Source organism: Micromonospora parathelypteridis (genome assembly GCF_014201145.1).
Lineage (GTDB): Bacteria > Actinomycetota > Actinomycetes > Mycobacteriales > Micromonosporaceae > Micromonospora > Micromonospora parathelypteridis.
Map to the genome: position 1 here is coordinate 889481 of NZ_JACHDP010000001.1, position 22875 is coordinate 912355.

17 protein-coding genes are annotated in these 22875 nt (G+C 69.5%); 5 read left to right on the forward strand and 12 right to left on the reverse strand.

The window, feature by feature from the left end; genetic code table 11:
* Positions 1-11 precede the first annotated feature (11 nt).
* The 9 genes from HNR20_RS03440 to HNR20_RS03480 all read right to left on the reverse strand — a co-directional run bounded on the left by HNR20_RS03440 (position 12) and on the right by HNR20_RS03480 (position 9566).
* Positions 12-173, reverse strand: a complete 162-nt coding sequence (locus tag HNR20_RS03440) for a hypothetical protein (protein ID WP_184176421.1) — start codon at positions 171-173, stop codon at positions 12-14.
* A gap of 80 nt (positions 174-253) precedes the next feature.
* Complete coding sequence (locus tag HNR20_RS03445; RefSeq protein ID WP_184176423.1) at positions 254-3208, reverse strand: ATP-binding protein; 2955 nt, start codon at positions 3206-3208, stop codon at positions 254-256.
* A gap of 93 nt (positions 3209-3301) precedes the next feature.
* The gene (locus HNR20_RS03450) at positions 3302-4108 is read right to left on the reverse strand and encodes an ABC transporter ATP-binding protein (RefSeq protein ID WP_184176425.1); all 807 of its coding nucleotides are present in this window, start codon (positions 4106-4108) and stop codon (positions 3302-3304) included.
* Positions 4105-5193, reverse strand: a complete 1089-nt coding sequence (locus HNR20_RS03455) for a FecCD family ABC transporter permease (RefSeq protein WP_184176427.1) — start codon at positions 5191-5193, stop codon at positions 4105-4107. Before HNR20_RS03455 ends, HNR20_RS03450 begins: the two co-directional genes overlap by 4 nt.
* Positions 5190-6218, reverse strand: coding sequence for a FecCD family ABC transporter permease (locus HNR20_RS03460; protein ID WP_184176429.1), 1029 nt, complete (start codon positions 6216-6218; stop codon positions 5190-5192). Before HNR20_RS03460 ends, HNR20_RS03455 begins: the two co-directional genes overlap by 4 nt.
* Positions 6202-7005: a siderophore-interacting protein gene (locus HNR20_RS03465; RefSeq protein ID WP_184176431.1), complete on the reverse strand. Its 804-nt coding sequence runs from the start codon at positions 7003-7005 to the stop codon at positions 6202-6204. The genes HNR20_RS03460 and HNR20_RS03465 overlap by 17 nt, the downstream gene beginning before the upstream one ends.
* 58 nt (positions 7006-7063) lie before the next feature.
* Positions 7064-8065 (reverse strand): ABC transporter substrate-binding protein, encoded by a 1002-nt coding sequence (locus HNR20_RS03470; protein WP_184176434.1) that lies wholly within the window; start codon positions 8063-8065, stop codon positions 7064-7066.
* 143 nt (positions 8066-8208) lie between these two features.
* Entirely contained in the window at positions 8209-8712 is a 504-nt protein-coding gene (locus HNR20_RS03475; RefSeq protein WP_184176436.1) for an anthrone oxygenase family protein, read from the reverse strand.
* Positions 8709-9566 (reverse strand): Rossmann-fold NAD(P)-binding domain-containing protein, encoded by an 858-nt coding sequence (locus tag HNR20_RS03480; protein WP_184176438.1) that lies wholly within the window; start codon positions 9564-9566, stop codon positions 8709-8711. Before HNR20_RS03480 ends, HNR20_RS03475 begins: the two co-directional genes overlap by 4 nt.
* Before the next feature lie 102 nt (positions 9567-9668).
* Here HNR20_RS03480 and HNR20_RS03485 point away from each other — a divergent pair, with 102 nt between their 5' ends.
* The 3 genes from HNR20_RS03485 to HNR20_RS32610 all read left to right on the forward strand — a co-directional run bounded on the left by HNR20_RS03485 (position 9669) and on the right by HNR20_RS32610 (position 16139).
* The gene (locus HNR20_RS03485; RefSeq protein ID WP_184176440.1) at positions 9669-10628 is read left to right on the forward strand and encodes an AraC family transcriptional regulator; all 960 of its coding nucleotides are present in this window, start codon (positions 9669-9671) and stop codon (positions 10626-10628) included.
* A gap of 478 nt (positions 10629-11106) precedes the next feature.
* Positions 11107-13977, forward strand: coding sequence for a ricin-type beta-trefoil lectin domain protein (locus HNR20_RS03490; RefSeq protein WP_184176442.1), 2871 nt, complete (start codon positions 11107-11109; stop codon positions 13975-13977).
* 32 nt (positions 13978-14009) lie between these two features.
* Positions 14010-16139: a ThuA domain-containing protein gene (locus HNR20_RS32610; RefSeq protein ID WP_184176444.1), complete on the forward strand. Its 2130-nt coding sequence runs from the start codon at positions 14010-14012 to the stop codon at positions 16137-16139.
* 68 nt (positions 16140-16207) lie between these two features.
* On the opposite strand, the gene HNR20_RS03500 is transcribed toward HNR20_RS32610, so the two are convergent.
* Together HNR20_RS03500 and HNR20_RS03505 are read right to left on the reverse strand one after the other, a co-directional pair.
* Positions 16208-16765: a response regulator transcription factor gene (locus tag HNR20_RS03500; RefSeq protein WP_229687151.1), complete on the reverse strand. Its 558-nt coding sequence runs from the start codon at positions 16763-16765 to the stop codon at positions 16208-16210.
* 53 nt (positions 16766-16818) lie between these two features.
* On the reverse strand, positions 16819-19692 hold the full coding sequence (locus HNR20_RS03505) for an AfsR/SARP family transcriptional regulator (protein ID WP_184176445.1): 2874 nt from the start codon (positions 19690-19692) through the stop codon (positions 16819-16821).
* A 209-nt stretch (positions 19693-19901) separates the two neighbouring features.
* On the opposite strand from HNR20_RS03505, the gene HNR20_RS03510 reads away from it, so the two are divergent.
* Together HNR20_RS03510 and HNR20_RS03515 are read left to right on the forward strand one after the other, a co-directional pair.
* Complete coding sequence (locus HNR20_RS03510; protein ID WP_184176447.1) at positions 19902-20735, forward strand: alpha/beta fold hydrolase; 834 nt, start codon at positions 19902-19904, stop codon at positions 20733-20735.
* Positions 20736-20746: 11 nt separating this feature from the next.
* A complete protein-coding gene (locus HNR20_RS03515; protein WP_221309688.1) occupies positions 20747-21601 on the forward strand; it encodes an alpha/beta fold hydrolase in 855 nt (284 codons plus the stop codon).
* A 302-nt stretch (positions 21602-21903) separates the two neighbouring features.
* Here HNR20_RS03515 and HNR20_RS03520 read toward each other — a convergent pair whose 3' ends face one another.
* Entirely contained in the window at positions 21904-22770 is an 867-nt protein-coding gene (locus HNR20_RS03520) for an alpha/beta fold hydrolase (protein ID WP_184176451.1), read from the reverse strand.
* Positions 22771-22875 lie beyond the last annotated feature (105 nt).

Here is a 22875-nt window from a genome sequence, read left to right on the forward strand (position 1 = left end):
GGTCCTTCGGCCTACAGGGGTTGGTAGGGGTCGTGGTTCTTGTGGTCGTCGGCACCGTCGCCACCGTGGGCGTCGCGGGCTTCGGGGGCGCTGACGCGCGGCTCACGAGGCAGTTCGGGAGGTGGCGGGTGCTCGATGGCGGCGTCGTCACGTGCGACTGGACGCTCAGACATGCATCGCCCCAGGGCTATGGATCATGGAGCAATGCTCGGGGGGATCAGTGGCCGTCGCTATCCAGCGGATACGTCAATTTTCACGACGGGACGTCGAGGGAGTCCTCTTCTGCGAACACTCCGGCCTCTACTGCCTTGACCGCGAGCGCGGTTCGGGAGGTCACCTTCAACTTGCGCATCGCCGCACGCAACTGTTGATCCACTGTGGCCGGCGACTTGGCCAGGATCCGGCTGATCTCCCGGTTCGTCTTGCCGGCGACAACCAGTTGGACCACGTCCAGCTCGCGCGGTGAGAGCTGGTCGCCGTACCCTCGTCGGCCGCCGCGCCACAGTCGCGGAACCTCGGCCCCGTGTTCGCGAAGCCGCTGTGCGACACGGTCTGCGTCGCCGCGGGCTCCGAGCCTGAACAGTTGCTCGTACTGTGCGGCCAGCAGCTCTCGGCCGTGTTCGATCTGGCCTTGCGCGATGAGCGACTCGGCTTGACGCTCGCGGGCGAGCATGGCGTCGTAGGGGCGCGGCAACGCGCTCCAGGCGCGGGCAGCCCGATCGTATGCCGTCGCCGCGCGGGCATGGTCTCCTGCTGCGGCCAGCAGTAGGGCACGGCATACGGCGAGCGCGGCGCGGGGCGCGGGCGCCGTACGGCCGCGCAGTCCTCTGGCGAGCTGGTCGCCCAGGCGTGTCGCGGTCTTGAGGTCACCCGCGGCGAGGTGCGCCTCGATCCGAGCGGGGACGAGGTCCGTCGCCCAGATCCAGATGCCCTTCCTCCGGACGGTGTCCATCGGCTCGTTCGTGATCTGCAGCGCCCGGCCGCTGTTCCCGTCCGTCAGCCACAGTCTGGCCAGCGCGGCGGCGGCCTCCATCGTGTCGTCGGCTGCGCCGAGGCGGGCGGACTCCTCGAGGACCAGGCGGAACTGCTCCTCCGCTGCGCGCCGCCGTCCCGCTGCGGCTGCCAGCCGGGCCGCGAGCCGGATGCTGCCGAGGTAGTGCGCCGGCCGGTCCCGGTCGGCGTCGGCGAGGGCCGCGCTCTGTTCCGCGAGACCCTCCCACCGGCCGGTGAGCCACGCCAGGTTGGCCTGTTCGAGTCGGACGTTGTGTTGCAACCGGGACGCCTGCTCGGTCTCGGCGATGTGCATCGCCACGGCGAGGTGTTTGTCCGCGTCGGCGTACCGGCCCCAGATCAGTGCGCCGGTCCCGACGTTTGCGTGGATGCGGGCCACGTCGAGACGCTCCGCCGAGGTCGCGCCGTCGACGGGCAGGCCGGCGACGACGTCCCAGGCCTCCTCTTCGCCGAGCATGAGCAACGCGGCGGCTCGGTTGCCGGCCAGGTTCAGCCGTTCTGCGGGAGAGTCGAATTCGGTGGTGAGCTCAGCGGCGCGATCCAGCCAATGCCGATGGGTCGACGCCGGCCACGGTCCCGCATAGGCCCATCCGAGGTAGGTCATCGCCCGGGCCGCCTCGACCGGGTCATGGTCGAGGTTGGCCACCGCCTGCTCGAGCTCGCTGAGTGCGGCCTGCGCCTCGCCCGCGGTGATCAGGAGCCGGCCCAGGGGGTTGCGGATCTCGGCCTGCTGGCGGGCGGAGAGACCGGGGGTCTCCAGCACCGAGCGCAGGGTACGGATCACCCGGTGGTGGACCTGATCGACCGGTTCGCGACGGCCCAGTGCGGCAACGCCGGCGATGCGCGCTATTCGTGCCCGATCCGCCGGTGGCAGCACGGCCCACGACAACAGATCGACCAGCATGTCGACGGCCTTGGTGTGGTCACCCGATGCGATGGCCAGCTCGGCACCCTGCTCGGCGAATCGCGCCCAGGACTGCGTCTCGCCCGCCTCACGGAAGTGGTGGGCAAGGCGTGCGACGGGCGGCGGGTGGATGTTCTCCAAGGCTCGGCCGGCCAGCAGGTGGAAGTGTCTGCGGTCGGTCAACGGGATCGCCTCGTAGACGGCCGTGGCGGCCAGCACATGCCGGAATCGCCACTGGCCGCGGTCGTCGGCGTCCAGGACCCCGGCGTGGGCCGCTTCCGCGATGGCGCCTCGACACGTCTCGGGTGACAGGCCGGCGGTCACCGCGATCGTGGCCACCGATGACCGCCCTGCCAACGTGGCCGCGGCTCGCAACACCTGCTGCGCCGCCGGCGACAGACGGCCCACCCGCTCCCGGGTGGAGTCGCGCACCGTTGGCGGCACCCGTAGCTCGCGCAGCTTCAGCCGGACCCACTGCCCGTCGCGGAAGACGAGGTCGGCGCGGTCGCACATGAGGCGAACCGATTCCTCCAGCGCCAGAGGAACGCCACCGGTCCGCTCGTGCATGAACGTCGCGAACTCCTGCGAGATCGGGTTGCCATCCAGCATCGAGGACACCAGCGCCGCTGTGTCGTCGGGTCGCATCGGCGCCAGGGCGATCCTCAGCTGGGTCACGCCGGCGGGCAACCGGGACGTCAGCCGCAGCAACAGCGACCCGTCGTCCACCTCCTCCGGCCGATAGGAGACCACGAGGCTTGGCCCGCCCGTTTGCTGCCGGGAGGTGACGAACAGCAGGAACTCCAAGGTCACTTCGTCGGCCCAGTGGGCGTCCTCGAGCACGAGAACGTCGACACGCAGAGCCCGCAGCAACTCGTCCAGGGCGCGGAACAGGCGATGCCGGGCTGCCTTCGCATCGCCCAAGGGCTGCAGTGCGGGCGGCAGGTCCGCGGACCATTCAGGGAAGAGGGGTCGTAACGCACCCGCAAGCGCGGTGAGCGGCAATCCCGACACCGGGCGGTCGATCCCGCGGAACGCGTCGACGATCGGCCCCAAGGTCAGCGACTCGCGAAGCGGCGGGCACACCGAGACCAGGGCGGTGCGCTGGTCCGGCGCCGCCAACCACTCTCGCAGCAGTCGGCTCTTCCCGATTCCCGCCTCGCCCTCCACCAGCACGATCGCCGGTGGCCGGGCCAGGGCGCTCCGGAGCGCCGCCATCTCCCGATCGCGACCCACGAAATCCGGCGTGGAAACTGTCGGTGAAGTCCCGTCGTCCTCGGGCGAGAGGTCGATCATGCGTGATGATCTCGCTTTTCGACGCTCAGGCGCAAGTACATGGCGGCGACTCGCGTGCCCTCGAACTCCACGACACTGCGGCGCTCGCCGCCGCTACACCCGGGGACGCAGCTCGGCCGAACGGGGCAGGGGGACGACCAGAGGCGTGCCGGTGGCAGGGTCGGGCACCACCATCGCCCGCAAGCCGAAGACGGTTTCCAGCAACTCGGGGGTGAGAACCTCGGCCGGAGTTCCGGTCGCGACGATCCGGCCGTCCTTCATGGCGATGAGCACGTCGGCGTAACGCGCTGCGAGGCTCAGATCGTGCAGGACCATGACGACGGTGCGGCCCCTCTCCTGGTGCAGGCGACCAATCAGATCGAGCACGTCGATCTGGTGCGCCAGATCGAGGAAGGTCGTCGGCTCGTCGAGCAGCAGCAGATCCGTGCCCTGGGCCAGGGCCATGCTGATCCAGGCACGCTGCCGCTGGCCACCCGAGAGCGCATCGACCGGGCGGTCGGCGTAGTCGAGCATGTCGGTCCATCGCAGCGCGTCGGCGGCCAGCGTCTCGTCGTCGCGGGACCACTGGCGAAACCAGCTCTGGTGCGGATGGCGACCGCGCATCACGAGGTCGGCGACCGTCAGCCCGTCGGGCGCGGTAGGTGACTGTGGCAGGACGCCGAGGGCGCGGGCCACCTCCCGGGTCGGCAGCCGGTCGATCCGGTTGCCATCCAGCAGCACCTGCCCCGACGTCGGCCGGAGCAGCCGGCCGAGCGCCTTGAGCAGCGTCGACTTTCCGCAGCCGTTCGGGCCGATGATGGTGGTCACCCGGCCGTCGTGGATGTCGACGTCGAGGCCGTCGATCACCGTCAGATCCCCGTACGCGAGGCGCAGGCCCTCGCCGCGCAGCCGGGCGTTCATCCGCTGGTCCTCCTGGATCGTCTGAGCAGTAGCCAGAGCAGGTACGGGGTGCCGATCATCGCGGTGAGCAGGCCGACGGGCAGCTCCTTCGGCGCGATCACGATCTGGGCTGCCAGATCGGCGCCCACGACGAGCAGCGCGCCGAGCAGCGCCGAGGCGAGCAGTGGCGGTCGGCTGCCCCCGCAGAGGCGTAGGGCGACCTGTGGCACCAGGAACGCCACGAACTCGATCGGACCGGCGGCGGCCACCGCGGCGGCGGCGAGCGCGGCCGCGAGGGCGACGACGAGGAGTTGGGCGCTCTGCAGGCGTAGACCCAGCGCACGTGCGGTGTCCTCACGGAACTGCAGGACCCGCAACGCTACCGAGGCGGCCATGGCGAGCGGCAACAGCACGGCCAGCGCCGCCGCGAGCGGCCGGACGTGCGCCCATTCGCGGCCGGCCAGAGAGCCGGTGATCCAGATGGTGGCGCGGGTCGCGTCGACCAGATCGGCCCGGATAAGCAACCACGAGGTGATCCCACCGAGGATCTCGCCGACGCCGAGCCCGATCAACACCAACCGGTAGCCATCGATACCGCGGCGCCAGGCCAGCAGGTAGATCAGGGTCGCGCTGATCGCCGCGCCGCCGAGGGCGGCCAGTGGTACGCCGTAGGCGCCGACTGCCCCGCCGAGCACGATGGCGGCGACCGCCCCGACCGCGGCGCCGTTGGTCACGCCGAGCACGTCGGGGCTGGCGAGCGGATTGCGGGCGAAGGTCTGGGTGAGCGCTCCGGCGACCGCGAGGGCGGCGCCGACCAGCAGCGCGCACAGCACCCGGGGCAGGCGGAGGTTGAGCACGATGTGCCGCTCGATGCGGGTGCCGCCGCCGGTGAGCACCTCCCACACGGCCGGTGGGGTGATCGGGAAGTCGCCGTGGCACACGCTGACCACGGCGAGCGCTACGGCTCCGAGGAGGGCGACCAGCGTGACGGCCACGCCGCGGGCGGGCACCGCGGCCGACACAGGTCCGATCCGGATGACGGTCCGGCCGGGTAGCGCCAGCCCGGCGGGCTCGGCTGCGGTCGATCGGGTGAGGGTGTCGTTCACAGCTGCACCAGTCTGACCCGGCGGACCAGCCAGATGAAGAAGGGTGCGCCTGCCACCGCCAGGACGATGCCGGTCTGCACCTCGGCGGGCCGGGCCACGAGCCGTCCGGCCACGTCCGCGAGCAACACGGCGACCACCCCGAGCAGCCCGGCGAACGGCAGCAGCCAGCGATGGTCGGGGCCGGTCAGGGCGCGGGCGAGGTGCGGCACCACCAGGCCGACGAAGCCGATGGGGCCGCACGCCGCGGTGGCGGCGCCGGTGAGCAGCATGATCGCGGCGACGCCGACGACCCGGGCCAGCGGAACGCTCTGCCCGAGGGCCCGGGCAACGTCCTCGCCGAGCCCCAACGTGTTGAGCGCGGGGGCGTTCGCCGCGGCGAGCACCAGGCCGACCGCGATGAACGGGATGACCTGCCAGGCCGTGTCGAGGTCCCGACCGGCGAGCGACCCGACCACCCAGAAGCGGAACACGTTCAGCGTCTCCGGAGAGGTGACCAGGATCGACGAGGTGAAGGAGAAGAGCAGCGCGCCGATCGCCATTCCGGCAAGCGCCAGGGTCACCGGCGTGGGGCCGTTGCGGCCTCCGGAGCCAACGGCGAAGACGACGACGCTGGTGACCAACGCACCGGCGAAGGCGAACCAGATGTACCCGCCGAACGAATCCACACCGAACACGGCGATGGCGACGACCACGGCGAACGACGCACCCGCCGACACGCCGAGCAGGCCCGGGTCGGCGATCGGGTTGCGGGTGTGGCCCTGGATCAGGGCGCCGGCCACGCCGAGGGCGAGCCCGACCGCCACCCCCAGCACGGTACGCGGCGCCCGCAGTTCCCAGACCAGGGCGCTGGCGTCCGAACCGTCCGCGCTGAGCAGCACACGCCACACCTCGCCGGGGTGCAGGGTCTGCGCGCCCAGCCCGAGGCTGAGCAGCACCGCCACGACGGCGAGCAGGAGCAGCCCGAGCAGGCCGACGACCCGACGCCGCCGGCCCGACCGCAACGCCAGGTCAGGCGTCGACGTCATGGTGGTCCAGGTTGACGATGCCGCGCTTCCAGTAGCCGTCCACCTCGACGTGGTCGCGCGGCAGGCCCAGCGCCCGCAGGTGCCGCCGGATCGGCTTGAGCGCGGTCGCCTCCCCGGCGACCCAGACGAAGCCGGCACCCTGCGGAGCACGGAAGTCGGTCAGCGCGGCGCCGAGTGACTGACCCGCGCCGCGGTGCAGCCAGGTGAGCGTGGTCTCCGCGGACCGCGCCAGGTCCTGTTCCTCGGCGACGTCTGCCACCTCGGCGAACGCGTACACCGGCACGCCGGCCGGCAACTGCTCCAGCCAGGCGCCCAGCGCGGGCAGCGCGGTCTCGTCCCCGGCGACGAGATACCAGTCGAAGGTCAGCGGATTCACGTACGAACCGCGCGGTCCCAGCACGCCGAGTCGCTGGCCGGGCGCGGCGGCGGCCGCCCAGGACGCACCGGGACCGTGCCCGTGCAACGCGAAGTCAATGTCGATCTCGCGCTGCTCCCGGCGAACGTACCGGACGGTGTAGTCGCGGAAGATCGGTTGCGGCGCATCGGGGCCGGGCGGCTCGAATCCCTCCGGGCCGAGCGTCGGCAGCAGCGGCAACTCCGTGCCGGGGGCCGGGAAGAAGACCTTCACGTGGTCCTCCGGAGCGGCGTAGGCGAACGTGTCCAGGTCGTCCCCGGTGAGCGTGACCCGGGCCATGCGCGGAGTGATCCGCTCGGCGCGCACCACCGTGAGCAGACGTGGGACGAGATCGTGCCAGACGAGTTCGATCTCTCGTACCGGGGAGCTCATGGCATCTCCTTGTGGAAGGTGGGACGACCTCGTTCACGCGAAGCGGGGTGGATACCAGTCAGGACGCTGCGGCCGCGGCGGCGACCTTCGGCAGCACGTTGTCGATGAAGTACGGGGTCGACAGCGGGCTGGGGTTACGCAACGACAGAAACTCGACGAGGTCCAGCGGCACGTAGTGCCCGCCCCGTACGGCCTTCAGGTTCTTGAAGAGCGTGTTGGCCTCCAGGGCTGTCTTGAACTGCGGCTCGGTTGGGTAGACCAGCACCACGTCGGCGTCGATCGTCGCGATCTTCTCCAGGCTCAACGTCACCGCGAAGTCCTCGCTCTTGAGCGCCTTCACGGCCGGGGTCAGCTCCATCCCGAACGAGTTGAACGACTTCACGCCGGTGTCCTCGGGTGACCGGAGCACTCCGATGGTGCCGGCCTCGAACGCCTGCGAGAGGCTGAAGGTCTTGCCGGCCAGGGCCGGGTACTGGGTCCGGACGCCGGCGACCTTCGCCTCCACGTCCCTGATGATCTGCTCACCCTGCTCGACCTTGCCCACCAGCTTGGCCACCTGTCGCAGAGTGATCTGCCACGGGTCCTCGAACGGCCCGGTCTCGTAGGCGGTGGTCGGCACCAGCGGGGAGAGGGCCTTGTACTCGGAGTCGACGTAGTAGTCGCCACCCGCCAGCACGAGGTCGGGGTTCAGCTTCGCGACCTGCTCGGCGTCCACACCGTTCTCGCCGGGCTCGAGGAGGGCCGGCTGGCCGGTGAGCTTCGGCTTGGCCCACGGCGTGATGCCGCCGTCGTGCACCGAGGCGCCAATACCGACCGGCTGGATGCCGAGTAGCAACAGGGCGTCGAGATCGGCGTCCGAGAGCGCCACGATGCGCTGCGGAGCCTTGTCCAGCTTCGTGGTGCCAAGCTTGTGCGTGACGGTCACGGGGTAAGCGGCGGCAGCCGAGGACGACGTGCCGGCCGACGGCGTGCTCGGCTCGTCGGTGCCGCAGGCGGCGAGCGAGCCGCCAACGAGCGCCAGTGCGAGCGCAGAGGTCAGGACGCGGAGTGTGGAAGACACAGAACTCACCTTCACTTATTAGGTTTGGCTAACCTAAGACACCCCCATCGCGCGCCACAACCCCGGGTCCATCCGCCCCAGCCGAGCCATGTTGTAAAGTCCCGCCGCCGAAGCTGGCGCCCCGCTCGCGCGGGGCGCCGACGTCATCGGGACATGCGCGAGAGGAAGATGCCGAGACCGGCCAGCAACAGGCTGATCAGGCTCGCGCCGGCGCGTACCGAGTTCCACCACGTCCAGCGGGACGAGTAGGAAGCCCACACCCGGACCGCCTCCGCAGGATCGGTCGGCACGCCCGCGGCGTCGAGCGTGTCGTTCATCGGCACGTTGACGACCACCGTCGGGATGAACGCGCCCACCAGGTACACCCCCGCGGCCACCAGGAACAGCACACCCGCCGTCCGCTTTCCGAGGATCAACAGGAGCACACCGGTCACCGTGGCGGCAACGAGCGGGCCGAAGAACGTGACGAAGAAGAGCGGATTCTGGATTTTCTGGTTGATGCTCGTCATGGCCCGGATCGCGGTGCCGGCGTCGGCGGCGTTCAGACCGGGCATCACCGCTACCGAAAAGGCGTAGTAGACACCGGTGATCGCACCCGTCACCGCCAGGGTCACCGCCGCCGACCAGGCAGCCAGGGTGGCGTTCATGCCCGGTCTCCACCGGGCGAGGCGTCCCACGCACCAGCGGCGGCGGCGTCCCGGGCATAGTCGGTGAAGTCACGCGGCCCGCGGCCCAGCGCCCGTTGCACACCATCGGTGAGCTGTGCGTTGCGGCCGTCCAGGACCTTGCCGAACAGCTCGGTCAGCACCGCCACGAGCTCCGCCGGCACGTCGTACCCGGCCAGCACGGCGGCGTACTCCTCGGGCGAAACCGATCGGTAGCGGATCTCCCTCCCGAGCGCGTTGCCGATCTCCGAGGTCGCCTCGGCGAAGGTGAGAAGCCGAGGGCCGGTCACCTCGTAGAGCTGCCCCGCGTGCCCGTCGTCGGTCAGCGCCGCGACCACGATGTCGGCGATGTCGTCGGCGTCGACGAACGGCTCCGGCACATTGCCGGCCGGGAGGATGACCTCGCCGCCGCGTATCGAGTCGGTCAGGAAGTCCTCGCTGAAGTTCTGGCTGAACCAGCTCGCCCGCACGATCGTCCAGGCCACTCCGGAGTCCTGGATTACCCGCTCACTGAGTTTGGCCTCCTCCTCGCCCCGGCCGGAAAGCAGAACCAACCGTTCGATCCCGCCGGACACCGCCTGTTCGGTGAACGAGCGGATCGTCGCGAGGGCGTCCGGCGCGACCAGGTCCGGGTAGTACACCAGGTAGACCGACGAAACCCCGTCCAGTACGGGTGCCCAGGTGTGCTGGTCGGTCCAGTCGAACGGCGGCTCGCCGGAGCGGGAGCCGACCCGTACCGGCCGGTCGAGTTTGGTGAGCCGGTCCACCACCCGGCGGCCGGTCTTGCCGGTGCCGCCCAGTACGAGGATTGGCTGCTCATCAACGTTCTTCGTCATGCCAACCAGTCAAGTCGAGGGCGAGCGCACCGGGAATGGGCGAGACTCTCGGTCCCATGTCCCAGCGTCTCGACCGCCCCGTCGCAGGGCTAACCTGAGCGCATGGATGCGCTCGCGGGGCTGCTGGACGGGCCGAGGGCACGCGGTGCGTTCCTGATGCGGTCGGTGTTCGACCCGCCCTGGTCGGTACGGATCCAGGATCGCGCGCCCCTCACCCTGGTCACCATGCTGCGCGGCACGGCGTGGGTGGTGCCGGACCGGGGTGCTCCGGTGCCGCTGCGCCCCGGCGATGTCGCGATCATCCGCGGCCCGGAGCCGTACACGATCGCCGACGACCCGGCCACGGCCCCGCAGGCGGTGATCCATCCGGGTGAGCGCACCACCACGCCCGCCGGGGACGAGTTGTGCGAAGTGATGGACCTGGGTGTCCGGACCTGGGGCGAACGCGCTGACGGGGCGGCGGTGCTGCTCAGTGGCACGTACCAGTTGCAGGGTGAGGTCAGCCAACGGTTGCTGCGGGTCCTGCCCCACGTACTGGTGCTGCCGGCCGGAGCCCTGGACAGCCCGCTCATCCCGTTGCTCAGCGACGAGATGACCAAGGACGAGCCGGGGCAGGAGGTGGTCCTGGACCGGCTGCTCGACCTACTGCTCATCGCCGTACTCCGGGCCTGGTTCTCCCGGCCGGAGGCGGCGGCGCCGGCCTGGTACCGAGCGCACGGCGATCCGGTGGTCGGTAGGGCCTTGCGGCTGCTGCACGACCACCCGGCAAAGCCCTGGACGGTGGCCACCCTCGCGGCCGGCACCGGTATCTCGCGGGCCGTGCTGGCCCGCCGGTTCACCGACCTGGTCGGCGAGCCTCCGATGGCGTACCTCACCAACTGGCGGCTCGCGCTGGCCGCCGACCTGCTGCGCGAACCGGACGCCACCGTCGGCGCGGTGGCCCGCCAGGTCGGCTACGGCAGCTCATTCGCACTCAGCGCGGCCTTCAAACGGGTACGCGGTCTCAGCCCGGCCGAACACCGGCAGACCATCAGGTCGCCCGAGCTCACTCCACTGGGATGACCGTGCCGAGGCTGGCCGTGGGCATCCGTTCCGCATTGTGGACTGTCCTCCGGTCAACCTGACTGCGGCCGAGCATCGGCGTGGTCGGAGACCTGTCCCGACTGAACGTCTTCTCCTCCCTCCTCGGGATTGACCATCGAAGACGTCCGATGTTAACTGCATGTCAACGATGTAGATCGATGTTCATCTCGTCGCCGGGAACCCGGTGCGATGGCAACGATCCACGTCATCTCGACATCGCCCTCGTTTCGGCGGACGTGGGCAGACCGGGGGCACTTCCCGGGGTGCGAGACATCCGCACGGACGATCCAGAGGAGATCGTGTCGATGAAGATGACGTCGCCGCTTCGAATCGCGCCCGCTGCCCTGCTCGTCGGTGGTCTGGAACGACAACGGCCTGATTGCCCTCTGACGCCGGAGCTGGCGGGCCCGTGTGGGCTCGTCGGCCGTGTGTGTCGCCCCGAACGCCGGAGAATCCCATGATCAGTAAACCGCGTCCGCGTTGCGCCGCGGCCGTCGTCCTGGCCACCCTCGCCAGCCTGCTGCCGATCCTGCTGGGGGTCACCGCCGCCGCACCGGCAGCGGTCGCGGCGCCGCCCGCGACCACGCAGTTCGAGAAGGTCAAGCTCGACGGTGGGCTCTCCATGGGAGAGCCGATCGAACTGTCGGTCCTGCCCGACGCCAAGGTGCTCTACATCAACCGGGGCACCAGTTCCGGCGGTGGGCAGGTGCGCCTCTACAACCCAGCCACCCGTACGACGACTGTCGCGCTGACCCTTCAACTGGACGCCCGGTTCGAGGACGGCCTGATCGGCATCACGACGCACCCGAGGTTCGCCACGAACCGCTGGGTGTACCTGTTCTACTCGCCGGCCGCGACGCCGCTGGTCAACCGCATTTCGCGGTTCACCTTCAACCCGAGCACCCTCGTGCTCGACCCGGCGAGCGAGACCCGGCTGATCGAGTGGCCGACCGAACGCCGGCTCTGCTGCCACTCGGCGGGCTCGATGACCTGGGACAGCAACGAGAATCTCTACTTCGCCGTCGGCGACAACACCAATTCCGGTGGAGACTCGGCGGGCATGGCCCCGATCGACGAGCGGACGAGCCGCGACGCCCAGTACGACGCACAGCGGACCTCGGGCAACACCAACGACCTGCGCGGGAAGATCAATCGCATCCACCCGGAGGACAACGGCACGTACACCGTTCCGACGGGCAACCTCTTCGCCGCGGGCACCAGCGGCACCCGTCCGGAGATCTACGTGATGGGGGTGCGCAACCCGTACCGCGTGTGGGTGGACCGGAAGAGCAGCAACACCCTCTACTGGGGTGAGGTCGGGCCGGACGCCGGAGCGACGATCGCGAACCGGGGGCCGGCGGCGTACGACGAGTGGAACCGGGCCACCGCGCCGGGCAACCACGGTTGGCCGTACTGCGGCGGCCCGAACGTCGCCTACAACGACTGGGACTTTGCCACCAACTCGCCACGCGGCTGGTTCCCGTGCGGTGGCAGCACCGGCCCGGTGAACAACTCGCCGCGCAACACCGGCCTCCAGCAGCTGCCGCCGACCCGGGGCGCCCTGGTGTGGGAGCAGCACGGCGGCAGCCGGGAGTGGCCGGCCCTGGACAGCCCGGGCGGCTGTGGCTCACCCAACCACGCCGAGGTCTACCACTACGATCCCAGCCTCGCGTCGGACGTGAAGTGGCCGCAGTACTACGACAACAATTTGATCATCACGGAGTACTGCCGTAATTGGATCAAGGCGGTCCAGTTCGACAACGGCAACGCGCGCACCGGTACCCCGACCGTCATCGAGCCGGTACTCGCCGGCATGTCCTTCGTCCACCCGATCGACATGGAGTTCGGGCCGGACGGATCTCTCTACCTGCTGGAGTACGGCAACGGCTACTTCTCGGGCGACACCGCCGCCGGCCTTTACAAGATCAATTATGTGGCCGGTGGCCGGTCCCCGACCGCCGTCGCGTCAGCCACCCCCGACAACGGCGTCAGCCCACTGACGGTCAACTTCTCCAGCGCGGGCAGCACCGACCCGGACGGTGACCCGCTGACCTACGCGTGGGACTTCGACAGCAACGGCACCATCGACTCCACCGCCGCGAACCCCACCCACACGTACGCCAGCAACGGCGACAAGCGCGCCCGACTCACGGTGTCCGACGGCACGGGCCGGTCCGGCACCACCCAGGTGGCCGTCGTGGTGGGCAACACCCGGCCCACCGTGTCCCTCAACGGCATTCCCAACGGAGGGCTGTTCTCCTGGGACGAGAACCTGACCGCCACCGCCACCGCCGCGGACGCCCAGGACGGGACAATCCCGTGCGCGAACGTAACGATCCGGGCGGCCCTCGGTCATCAGGAGCACGCGCACGAGGAGGGCCAGGGCACCGGCTGCGGCTTCACCGTCAACACCGGACCGGTGCACGCCGGGCCGGACTCGGTGCTCTTCTTCCTGCTGCGGGCCGGTTACACCGACCGGGGCGCCGCCGGCACGGTGCCGCTCACCGCCGAGAAGGACGTCACCGTGTGGCCCAAGCAGTGGCAGGCCGAGCACTACGTCTCGCTGCACGGCCCCCAGGTGATCAACGCGGGTGGCGCCGAGGGCGGCCGGCGGCTCGGTGACATCCAGAACGGTGAGTACGTCCGGCACCACGGGGTGAGCCTCAAGGGCATCACCGGCGTACGGGCCAGGGTCTCCTCGGACAAGGCCGGCAACGTCGCCTCCTTCCGGTACGACTCGCCGACGGGTCCCGAGGTCGCCCGGGTCACCGTGCCCAACACCGGCGGTTGGGACAGCTACACCGAGATCAGCGCGCCGGTCACCAAGCCCGACGACAACACCCACGATCTGTACGTCGTGTTCAGCGGCGGCAGTGGAGGAGCCCTGCTCGACCTGGACAGCTACACGTTCACCGGCGCCGGGGTGAGCACCCCGGCGAGCGGCCCCCGCACCGGCCCGATCCGGGGCATGGGCAAGTGCGTCGACGTCAACGCCGGCGGGACCGCCGACGGCACCAGCGTCCAGATGTGGGACTGCATCGCCGGCGCGACCAACCAGCAGTGGACGCTGCCCGGCGACGGCACCATCCGCAGCCTGGGCAAGTGCCTGGACGTGAAGTCCAGCGGCACCACCAACGGCACCCCGATCCACCTGTGGACCTGCAACGGCACCGGGGCCCAGCAGTGGGTGCCCGGCACCGCGGGCAGCCTGCGCAACCCGCAGGCCAACCGGTGCCTCGACATCCCCGCCTCCACCCCGACCAACGGACGGCAGCTGCAGATCTACGAGTGCAACGGCACCGCCGCGCAGAACTGGACCCTGCCGTGACCTGCCCGTCCACTGTCCCGCAAGGAGCCCCCATGCGCAGACGCGCCATCATCGCGGTCGCCGCCGCCGTGGTCGCCGGACTCACCGTCGCCGCCGGAGCGATGACGGTGGCCCCGACCCCGGCCGAGGCCGCACCGCTGAGCAAGGTCCTGGTCTTCTCCAAGACCGCCGGTTTCCGGCACTCCTCCATCCCGAACGGCATCGCCGCCATCCAACAACTCGGTGCGGCGAACGGCTTCACCGTCACCACCACCGAGGACGCGACCAGCTTCACCACGGCCAACCTCGCCCAGTACCAGACGGTGGTCTTTCTCAGCACCACCGGCGACGTGCTCAACGCCGGCCAGCAGGGCGCGTTCGAGGCGTACATCGCCGCTGGCGGTGGCTTCGTCGGGGTGCACGCCGCCGCCGACACCGAGTACGACTGGCCGTGGTACGGCGGCCTGGTCGGGGCGTACTTCGACTCGCACCCGGCCACCCAGCAGGCGACCGTCCGGGTCGAAGACCGGGCGAACGCTTCCACCGCGCACCTGCCGTCAACCTGGACCCGCACCGACGAGTGGTACAACTACCGGGCCACCCCCCGCTCCGCGGTCAAGGTGCTGGCCAGCCTCGACGAGTCGTCGTATTCCGGTGGGTCCATGGGTGGCGACCACCCGATCACCTGGTGCCATGCCTACGGCGGCGGACGCTCCTGGTACACCGGCCTCGGCCACACCGAGCAGAGCTACAGCGACCCGAACTTCACCCGCATGCTGCTCGGCGGCATTCAGGTGGCGGCCGGGGCCGTGGCAGCCGACTGCCGTCCGGAGCCCGGCTACACCCCGCTGTTCGACGGCACCCAGGCCAGCCTCGGGCAGTGGCGGCAGGCGGGGCCGGGCGGCTTCACGCTGGCCGACGGCACCTTGACCTCGAACGGCGGGATGGGGTTGCTCTGGTACCCGGTGCGCACCTTCGGCAACTACTCGCTCAAGGTCGACTGGATGATGCCGGGCGACGACAATGGCGGGGTCTTCATCGGGTTCCCCGATCCGCAGGGCGACCCGTGGGGCCCGGTCGATGCCGGTCACGAGATCCAGATCGACGCCACCGACGGCGACCCGACGCGCACCACCGGCAGCGTCTACAGCTTCCAGGCACCGAACCAGGCCGCCCGTGCGGCGGCGCTCAAGCCACCCGGCGGCTGGAACACCTACGAGATCGCCGTACACGGCCAGCGGGTCGAGATCTGGCTCAACGGGGTCAAGATCAACGATTACGTCAGCAGTCGGGCCATCGCCAACGGCTACATCGGGTTGCAGAACGACGGCGCCGGGATGGACATCAACTACCGCAACGTGCGGATCAGGACGGACGGCCCGAGCGAACCGCCCGCCACCGACCTGGCCCGGGGCCGGCCGGCGACGGCGTCCAGCGTCGAGCCCGGCAGTACGCACGCAGCGGCCAACGCCGTGGACGGCAACGCGGCAACCCGGTGGGGCAGCGCGTACACCGACCCGCAGTGGATCACCGTCGACCTGGGTGCCACGTACGCGATCAACCGGGTGCGGCTGGCCTGGGAGACGGCCCACGCGCGGGCCTACCAGGTACAGGTGTCGCCAGACAACGTGGCCTGGTCGCCGGTGCACACCACGACCACCGGCGACGGTGGCGTCGACGACCTCACGGTCACCGGCACCGGCCGCTACCTGCGGGTGTACGGCACCCAGCGGGCCACCCAGTGGGGCTACTCGCTGTGGGACCTCAACGTCTACGGCACCTCCTCCGGTGGCACTTTGCTCTCCCGGGGGCGACCGGTCACCACGTCGAGCGTGGAGCCGGGCAGCGCGCACGTGGCAGCCAACGCCGTGGACGGCAACGCGGCCACCCGCTGGGGCAGCGCCTACGCCGACCCGCAGTGGATCTCGGTGGACCTCGGCGCCTCCCACACCCTCGACCGTGTCCGGCTGACCTGGGAGGCGGCTTACGCGCGGGCGTACCAGGTCCAGGTCTCCCCGGACAACGTCACCTGGTCGCCGGTCCACACCACGACCAGCGGCGACGGCGGGGTGGATGACATCGCCATCTCGGCCACCGGCCGCTACCTGCGCGTCCAGGGCACCCAGCGGGCCCTGCCCGCGTACGGCTACTCACTGTGGGAGTTGGAGGTCCACGGCACCTGAGCCGGTCGGTCGCGAGCGATGTAGCGGCAGGCCCAGCAGGCAAAATCACGAGCGAGCGGGCACGTTCGTCATGGCTGCGGTGAGGGCGAACCCGAGCGCGGTTCCGACCGACCAGGCTTCGACTTCGCGGCCAACGATGTGCTGTCCGGTCGAGGCGCGGCAGGTGCGTCTCGTCTCGCCAGTTCTCGGCGTGAGGTGATGTCGAGCTTGCGAAAGATCTTGCGTAGGTGATAGTCCACGGTGCTGGGGCTGATGAACAGTTGTGCCGCCACTTCGCGGTTGGACGCGCCGTTCGAGACCCGGCGCGCGATGTCGCGCTCCTGGCTGGTCAGGCAGCAGCTCTGGGTGAAGTGGTTGGTCGAGTCGTGCAGGGCCAGCGCGCTGCGCAGTTCACGGCGGGATGCGACGCCCAGCCGGTGGAACACCCCGCGTAGGTGATGTTTGACCGTATGGGTGCTGATGACCAGGTGCGTCGCGACTTCGACATTGGTGGAGCCTGCCGCCACCAGCAGGGCGATCTGTTCCTGTCGTGGGGTCAGTACCGCACGGGAGAGGACTCGGGCAGGCTCGGCTACGGCGCAGTGCATGGTGCTCCTCGGGCGAGGGTTCGGGGTCTCGACGACCATCCGATCGCACCGCGGTGCACGACGAGTGCAGACTGAGTGCTCGCCCTACCGGCCTACGACGCGCCCCTCATCAAGCTCAGCCGGGCCCGGACATACGCGACCATGGTCCGGTATGCCTCGGCCTCCTCCATGCCGGAGAACTCGATGAGTTCCCGGAAGCCGTTGTCGGCGATCAGGTTCTCGAACTGCTGGCAGCCCCGTTCCGCGCGAACCTGGTCGCCAAGATCGAATGCGGCCCAGGCGAGGATCGCCGCGACGGCACACCGGGGGCCGTTCGACTCAGAGACGCCTTCCGTCAATCCCCACTCCGACACCTTCACCGCTCGTTCGAGCCGGCCGAGTTTCCAGGACGACTCCGCGATGAGCTGTGCGTAGTAGATCTTCAGGTGATCGAGGTGCTTCGCCACCGCAATGGCCAGCCCCTCGTCCGCGACCCGTGTGCCAGCCTCGAACCGATCGGACCCCAGAAGCGCTCTCGTGAGTGTCAGCAGCGAGACGGCGAGCAGTTCCTGGCGCCCCGTCTGCCGGGCAAGACCCACCGAGCGTTCACCGTACGCGTTGGCGGCGTCGTGGTCGCCACGCGACAACGACAGCACGGCGAGGTTGCGCAGGACCTCGGCTTGTCCGGCGAGTTCTCCGGCACCTTCGAAGATGGACAGGGCTCGACGGAGATATTCGTCGGCCTGTGGCAGCGGGGCGAAGACCTCGCCGACGGTGCGAAGAAGTTCGGCCTCCATCAGCGGCTCACCGAGCACGCTGACCAGATCGAGGATCGCGAGTACGGTCTGTGTCCGGCCCGCGGGTATGGAGTTGCTACCCGGTGCTGAGGCGGCGAGGACCATAGCTGCCGCGTCGCGCCCCAGGCCATGCGCGAGGGCCAGATCGATCGTCGCCCACAACCCGGCCCGTTCCCGTGCATACCACGCGGCAGCCTGTGGCACGCTGTCGAACGATTCAGGCGTCACATCCGACGGCGGTTCGCTGACGGCGCCGACTGGCTGCCGGTGGTGCCTCGCGTACGCGGCGCGGGCCGTGTGCAGGTAATGGATGATGAGACGCCGCTCGTACTCCGGTCGTTCTTGATCCTCGTCGAGGAGCTCACCCGCGTAGGCCCGCAACAGGTCGTGCAGGACGTACCGCCCGGACTGCGGCTCGTCGAGCAGATTCGCGGTCATCAGTTCCATGAGCAGTTCGCGTGCCTGTGCGCTGCTGACTCCGACGACACTGGCCACCGACTCCAGCGAGATCCCTGGACCCGGATGGACGGCGAGGGCACGAAACATCTGCGCCGCTGCTGGATCGAGGGCCCGGTACGACCACGAGAACACCGACCGGACATCGTCGGACGAGTCCGTGCTGGACAAGGCGTCGAGTCTGGCGGTCGGCGCCGAGACGTCGCTGAGGACCGCGCTCAATGGCAGGGCCGGGTTGAGGGCCACGCGGGCCGCGACGATCGCCAGTGCGAGCGGCAGCCCGGCACAGAGGTTGATGACCTTCTCTAACGCGTCCGGGTTCGTGGTGGCGCGACGGGCGCCGAGGCGGTTGATCAGAAGCTGTCGGGACTCGGCCCCGGTCAGCCGATCGACTTGCAGGTAACGTGCGCCCTCCCGGGTGACCAGGCTCGTCATCCGGTTGCGGCTTGTCACGATGACCAGACAGCCCCGGGAGGCTGGCAGCAGCGGGCGGACCTGATCGGAGTCGCGCGCGTTGTCCAGAAGAATCAGGAGGCGACGACCGAAAAGGCGACTGCGGTAACGAGCCGCCTGCGCGTCGACGTTCTCCTGCGGTGACGAGACCGCCGGCTCGCCCAGGGACGCGAGCAACGTGGCGAGCGCCTCCTCCGACGACATGACGCGTCCGTCCGGATCGAGACCCCTCAGGTTCAGGAACAACTGGCCATCGGGAAACTCGCTGGCGATCTGGTGGGCCCAGTGCACGGCGAGCGCGGTCTTGCCGATGCCACCCATGCCACCGAGCACGGTGATCACGATGTTCGCGTCGCCGAACGCGTCAGACAGTTGGTCGTCGAGCACGGCGGCCACGTCGTTTCGGCGGACGAAGCCCGCGACCTGCGGCGGCAACTGTGCGGGCCGGGGAGCATCCGGCGGGCGCAGTTCCTCCTGCAGTGTCCAGCCGCTGGCGAGGAGCTCCCGATACGCCTCCCGCAGCTCCGGCCCCGGGTCCACCCCCAGTTCCTCGGCGAGACGTTGACGGGTCCGCTCGAAGACCCGCACCCCTTCCGCCCGGTGACCGGTGGCCACGTACGCGCGCATCAGGCACGCCTGGAGCGCCTCGTCCAGCGGCGCTGCGGCGGCCACGCTCAGGAGGGGGGTCAACACGGCGCCGGCCATGCCGTGGGCGATCGCTGCCTCGCTGGCCGCGAGCGCCACCGCGACGCGCTCCCGTTCGATGGCGACGAACTCCGGCGAACTCAACGCGCTGGTCGGAAGGTCGGTGAACGCAGGGCTGCGGCCAAGCTCCAGAGCGGTCAGGTACGCCCGTACGCCGGCCACGACGTCTCCGCCGGCGAGCGCCTCGCGGGCCCGCCGCACCAACTCGCGATACATGGCCAGATCGGAGTCCTCGGTCGCGAGGGTCAACCGGTAGCCCGTACCGGCAGGTAGGAGGTAGCGACCGGTCTCGCGAACGTCCAGGTCCGGTTCGAAAATCCGCCGGATGTGCCCGACATGCCGGTGGACCTGGTTGGCGGCGCTGGGCGGCGGTTCTTCGTCCCACACGCCGTCGATGATGTTGTCGAGGCTGACCGCGTCTCCCCCGGCGGCGAGGAGCTTGGCCAGGATGATCCGCTGGCGAACCGGACCGAGATCGACATCCGAGCCGTCCCGCCGGCAGCCAAGACCGCCGAAGACCTTGAACTCGCAGTGGGAACGCGGCGCGTCCGGGAGCCTGCGGTCGGGCGTCGTCACGATTGACATCCTAGTGATGAAAGGGTAGCGGCTTCGCTTTTCGGCCCAGCCTGCGGCTTGCCCCGGGTCGACCGCATCCCCCATCTCTCGCTGTCCGTCGAGTCGGTCGACAAACACGAGGACTACGCGATTCGGGTGATTCGCTAAACGCGCCATATCCATACCTTTGGCAAGGTTCCCAGCCCGGAACGCAAGCCCAAGGAGTGCGCATGCCCCGTGTCACCGTTGGCTCAGAGGGAGCCAACCCGATCGAAATCTATTACGAGGATCACGGCACCGGCACACCGGTGGTACTCAGTCACGGCTATCCGCTCAGCGGGCGAGCCTGGGAGAAGCAGGTCTCCGCACTGCTCGCAGCCGGATACCGCGTGATCACGTATGACCGGCGGGGCTGGGGCAATTCCAGCCAGCCCGCTGGTGGATACGACTACGACACGTTCGCCAGCGATGTGGACGTGCTGCTCACGGAACTGGACGTACGCGACGCCATCCTCGTGGGTCACTCGATGGGAACCGGCGACGTCGCCCGGTACCTGGGTCGCTATGGCACCGGACGGGTCGCGAAGGCCGTACTGATGTCGCCGATCCCGCCGTTCCTCCTGCGGACCGACGACAATCCCGAAGGCGCACCGCAGTCGTTGTTCGATGGGTTCATTCAGGCCGCCCAGGCGGACCGGCACGCGTGGCTCAAGCAGTTCCTGGAGAACTTCTACAACCTCGATGTCTACGGCGGCTCGCTGGTCAGCGACGAGGCGTTCCAGGCCAGCTTGAACGAGGCCGCGGCCGGATCCCCCGTCGCCGCGGTGGCCTGTATCCCGACCTGGCTCACCGACTTCCGAGACGACCTGTCCAAGATTGACGTGCCGGTACTCGTGATTCAGGGCGACCAGGACCGGGTCCTACCCATCGGGGTGACCGGCCAGCGGCTGTCCGCCTTCATCGGGGATTCGCGATTGCTCGTCATCGAGGGCGGGCCGCACGCCATTGCCTGGACCCACTCCGATCAGGTCAACGCCGCCCTGCTCGACTTCTTGCAGCAGTGAAAGGAAACACCGTGAAACTGTCCTTCCGGCGGCGCCTCTTCTACGTAGGCGCGGCCATCGGTGCCCTCACCCTGACTGGCGCCGGCATCGGCACCGCGCAGGCCTCGACGGGTATCGGCTCCCTCCATTCGCACCCTGCGGCGGCCAAGCCGACCGTCGTGCTCGTGCACGGCGCGTGGGCGGACGGGTCCAGCTGGGACAAGGTGACAGCCAAGCTCCAGCACGACGGCTACCGGGTGGTCACGCCGCCGAATCTGCTGTCGGGCGTGGAGAACGACGCCGCGAATCTCCGCGCATACCTGGACACCATCACCGGACCGGTCGTCCTCGTCGGGCACTCCTACGGCGGCACGGTCATCACGAACGCCGCGCTGGGCGACGAGCAGATCAAGGCTCTGGTGTACGTCGACGCGTACATCCCGGACACCCACGACAGCGTGTACTCGCTGACCTCGGCCCAGCCAGGCTCGGTCTTCGCGGCTGACCCGTCCACCCTCTTCGACCAGGTCGCCATCCCCGGCGCCGAGGAGGGAAATGCCAACCTCTACGTGAAGCCGTCGATCTTCGGCAAGGCGTTCGCCGACAAGACCATCCCCGCCAAGGACGTGGCGGTACTTGCCGCCCGGCAGCGCCCCCTGGCCTCGAAGGCCCTGCTCGACGAGTCCGGCGAGCCGGCCTGGCGCACCATCCCCTCGTGGTCCGTGATCGGCAAGCAGGACGCCGTCATCCCTGCCGCAGAGCAGATCGCCATGTCCAAGAGGGCGAAGGCACACACCGTCGAGATCAACGCCCCCCACCTGTCGATGGTCACCGACGCGGGCGCGGTCACCAACCAGATCGAGGCGGCTGCCAAGGCAACCAACTGACACAACGACCGGCCGTGGCATCGCTCACCGCGATGCCACGGCCGGCCTCTCGCAACTCCGCATCTTCGAGGTGTCACGATCATGATCGACACAACGTCGCCGACGTGGGGGTGTCGCGCGCCGAGGATGTCCCAATATCGGCGATCTGGAGTGGATCAGGATCGCCCGGTGCCCGCCATCCGCCCTGGCAGCGCGACGGCTTGACCGGCACCATCGACGAATCCAGGTATCCCGGTCAGCGTGACCGCGTCGGCCGGTTCGGCCCACGCGGCCACGGTTGCTGCCGATGTCACGAGATCCCGTCAGGCCGTCGCCCGGGCCGCCTTCAGGATGACCTCGGTGACCTCGTCGGGATGCGAGATCAGCCCGAGGTGAGAGGCATCGATCCGGGTGATGTCGGCTCCCGCCCGCTCCATCATCTTCTCCTGGCTGGCCGGCGGGATAACCCGGTCCTCGGTACCGATCACCGCCCATACCGGGATCGTCTTCCACGCCGGCTCGGTGGCCGGCTCTGCCAGGGCGTTCGTGGCCAGGGCACTCTGGGATACGGCGAGCACCTCCGCCTGCCGCCGAGGCAGATCGTTGGCGAAGCCGTTGATGAACACCTTCGGCAGGACGTACGTGTCAACCGCACCTTCCGGGGCACCAGGGAACGGCACGAGCTTGAAGACGCTGGTGGGGTCGGTCAAGGCCGGCTCAAGCACCGAGCCGGAGCCGGCGGTAAGTTCTTCCACCGTCTCCCCCTTGTCCGGGGCGAAGGCGTCGACGAACACGAGCGCCTTGACGTTGCTGTTGCCGGTCGCGGCGTCGCTTGCCACAAAGCCGCCGTACGAGTGGGCCGCGAGCACGATGGGACCTTCGATGGTGGACAGAAAGTCCTTCAGGTAACCGCTGTCGATCGTCGGCCCCCGGTTGGGTTGCGGCGCAACCTGGACCTCAAAACCGCGCGCCTGGAGTCTGCGGACCTCCCCACTCCAGCTTGAGCCATCGGCCCAGGCGCCATGCACCAGAACGATTGTTGGCTTGCCGTCATGCCCCTCGTCGGGAGTTGGTTGCACACGACCGTCCGCGAACACGTGTGGGGCGGCTGAGCCGAGCACCGTCACCAGCGTCGCGGCGGCGAGCGTTGCCGCGATGGTCTTCGGCCGACGTAGCGAGATACCGAGCATGTCTCTTCTCCCTCGTTGGTCAGTGGCTTCCGAACGCAGACAGATGTGCATGGCTGCCAACGTGACCCCGCCGAAGCCGCAACCGGGAAGCACCGCCGAGCGGCG

What these genes read in the sequence shown, in the direction of transcription:
- HNR20_RS03520 (WP_184176451.1), bottom strand. Translation starts at nt 22,770, where the DNA reads ATGCTCGGTATCTCGCTACGTCGGCCGAAGACCATCGCGGCAACGCTC.
- HNR20_RS03450 (WP_184176425.1), bottom strand. Translation starts at nt 4,108, where the DNA reads ATGAACGCCCGGCTGCGCGGCGAGGGCCTGCGCCTCGCGTACGGGGAT.
- HNR20_RS03440 (WP_184176421.1), bottom strand. Translation starts at nt 173, where the DNA reads ATGTCTGAGCGTCCAGTCGCACGTGACGACGCCGCCATCGAGCACCCG.
- HNR20_RS03460 (WP_184176429.1), bottom strand. Translation starts at nt 6,218, where the DNA reads ATGACGTCGACGCCTGACCTGGCGTTGCGGTCGGGCCGGCGGCGTCGG.
- HNR20_RS32610 (WP_184176444.1), top strand. Translation starts at nt 14,010, where the DNA reads ATGCGCAGACGCGCCATCATCGCGGTCGCCGCCGCCGTGGTCGCCGGA.
- HNR20_RS03475 (WP_184176436.1), bottom strand. Translation starts at nt 8,712, where the DNA reads ATGAACGCCACCCTGGCTGCCTGGTCGGCGGCGGTGACCCTGGCGGTG.
- HNR20_RS03445 (WP_184176423.1), bottom strand. Translation starts at nt 3,208, where the DNA reads ATGATCGACCTCTCGCCCGAGGACGACGGGACTTCACCGACAGTTTCC.
- HNR20_RS03490 (WP_184176442.1), top strand. Translation starts at nt 11,107, where the DNA reads ATGATCAGTAAACCGCGTCCGCGTTGCGCCGCGGCCGTCGTCCTGGCC.
- HNR20_RS03500 (WP_229687151.1), bottom strand. Translation starts at nt 16,765, where the DNA reads ATGGTCGTCGAGACCCCGAACCCTCGCCCGAGGAGCACCATGCACTGC.
- HNR20_RS03485 (WP_184176440.1), top strand. Translation starts at nt 9,669, where the DNA reads ATGGATGCGCTCGCGGGGCTGCTGGACGGGCCGAGGGCACGCGGTGCG.
- HNR20_RS03480 (WP_184176438.1), bottom strand. Translation starts at nt 9,566, where the DNA reads ATGACGAAGAACGTTGATGAGCAGCCAATCCTCGTACTGGGCGGCACC.
- HNR20_RS03465 (WP_184176431.1), bottom strand. Translation starts at nt 7,005, where the DNA reads ATGAGCTCCCCGGTACGAGAGATCGAACTCGTCTGGCACGATCTCGTC.
- HNR20_RS03510 (WP_184176447.1), top strand. Translation starts at nt 19,902, where the DNA reads ATGCCCCGTGTCACCGTTGGCTCAGAGGGAGCCAACCCGATCGAAATC.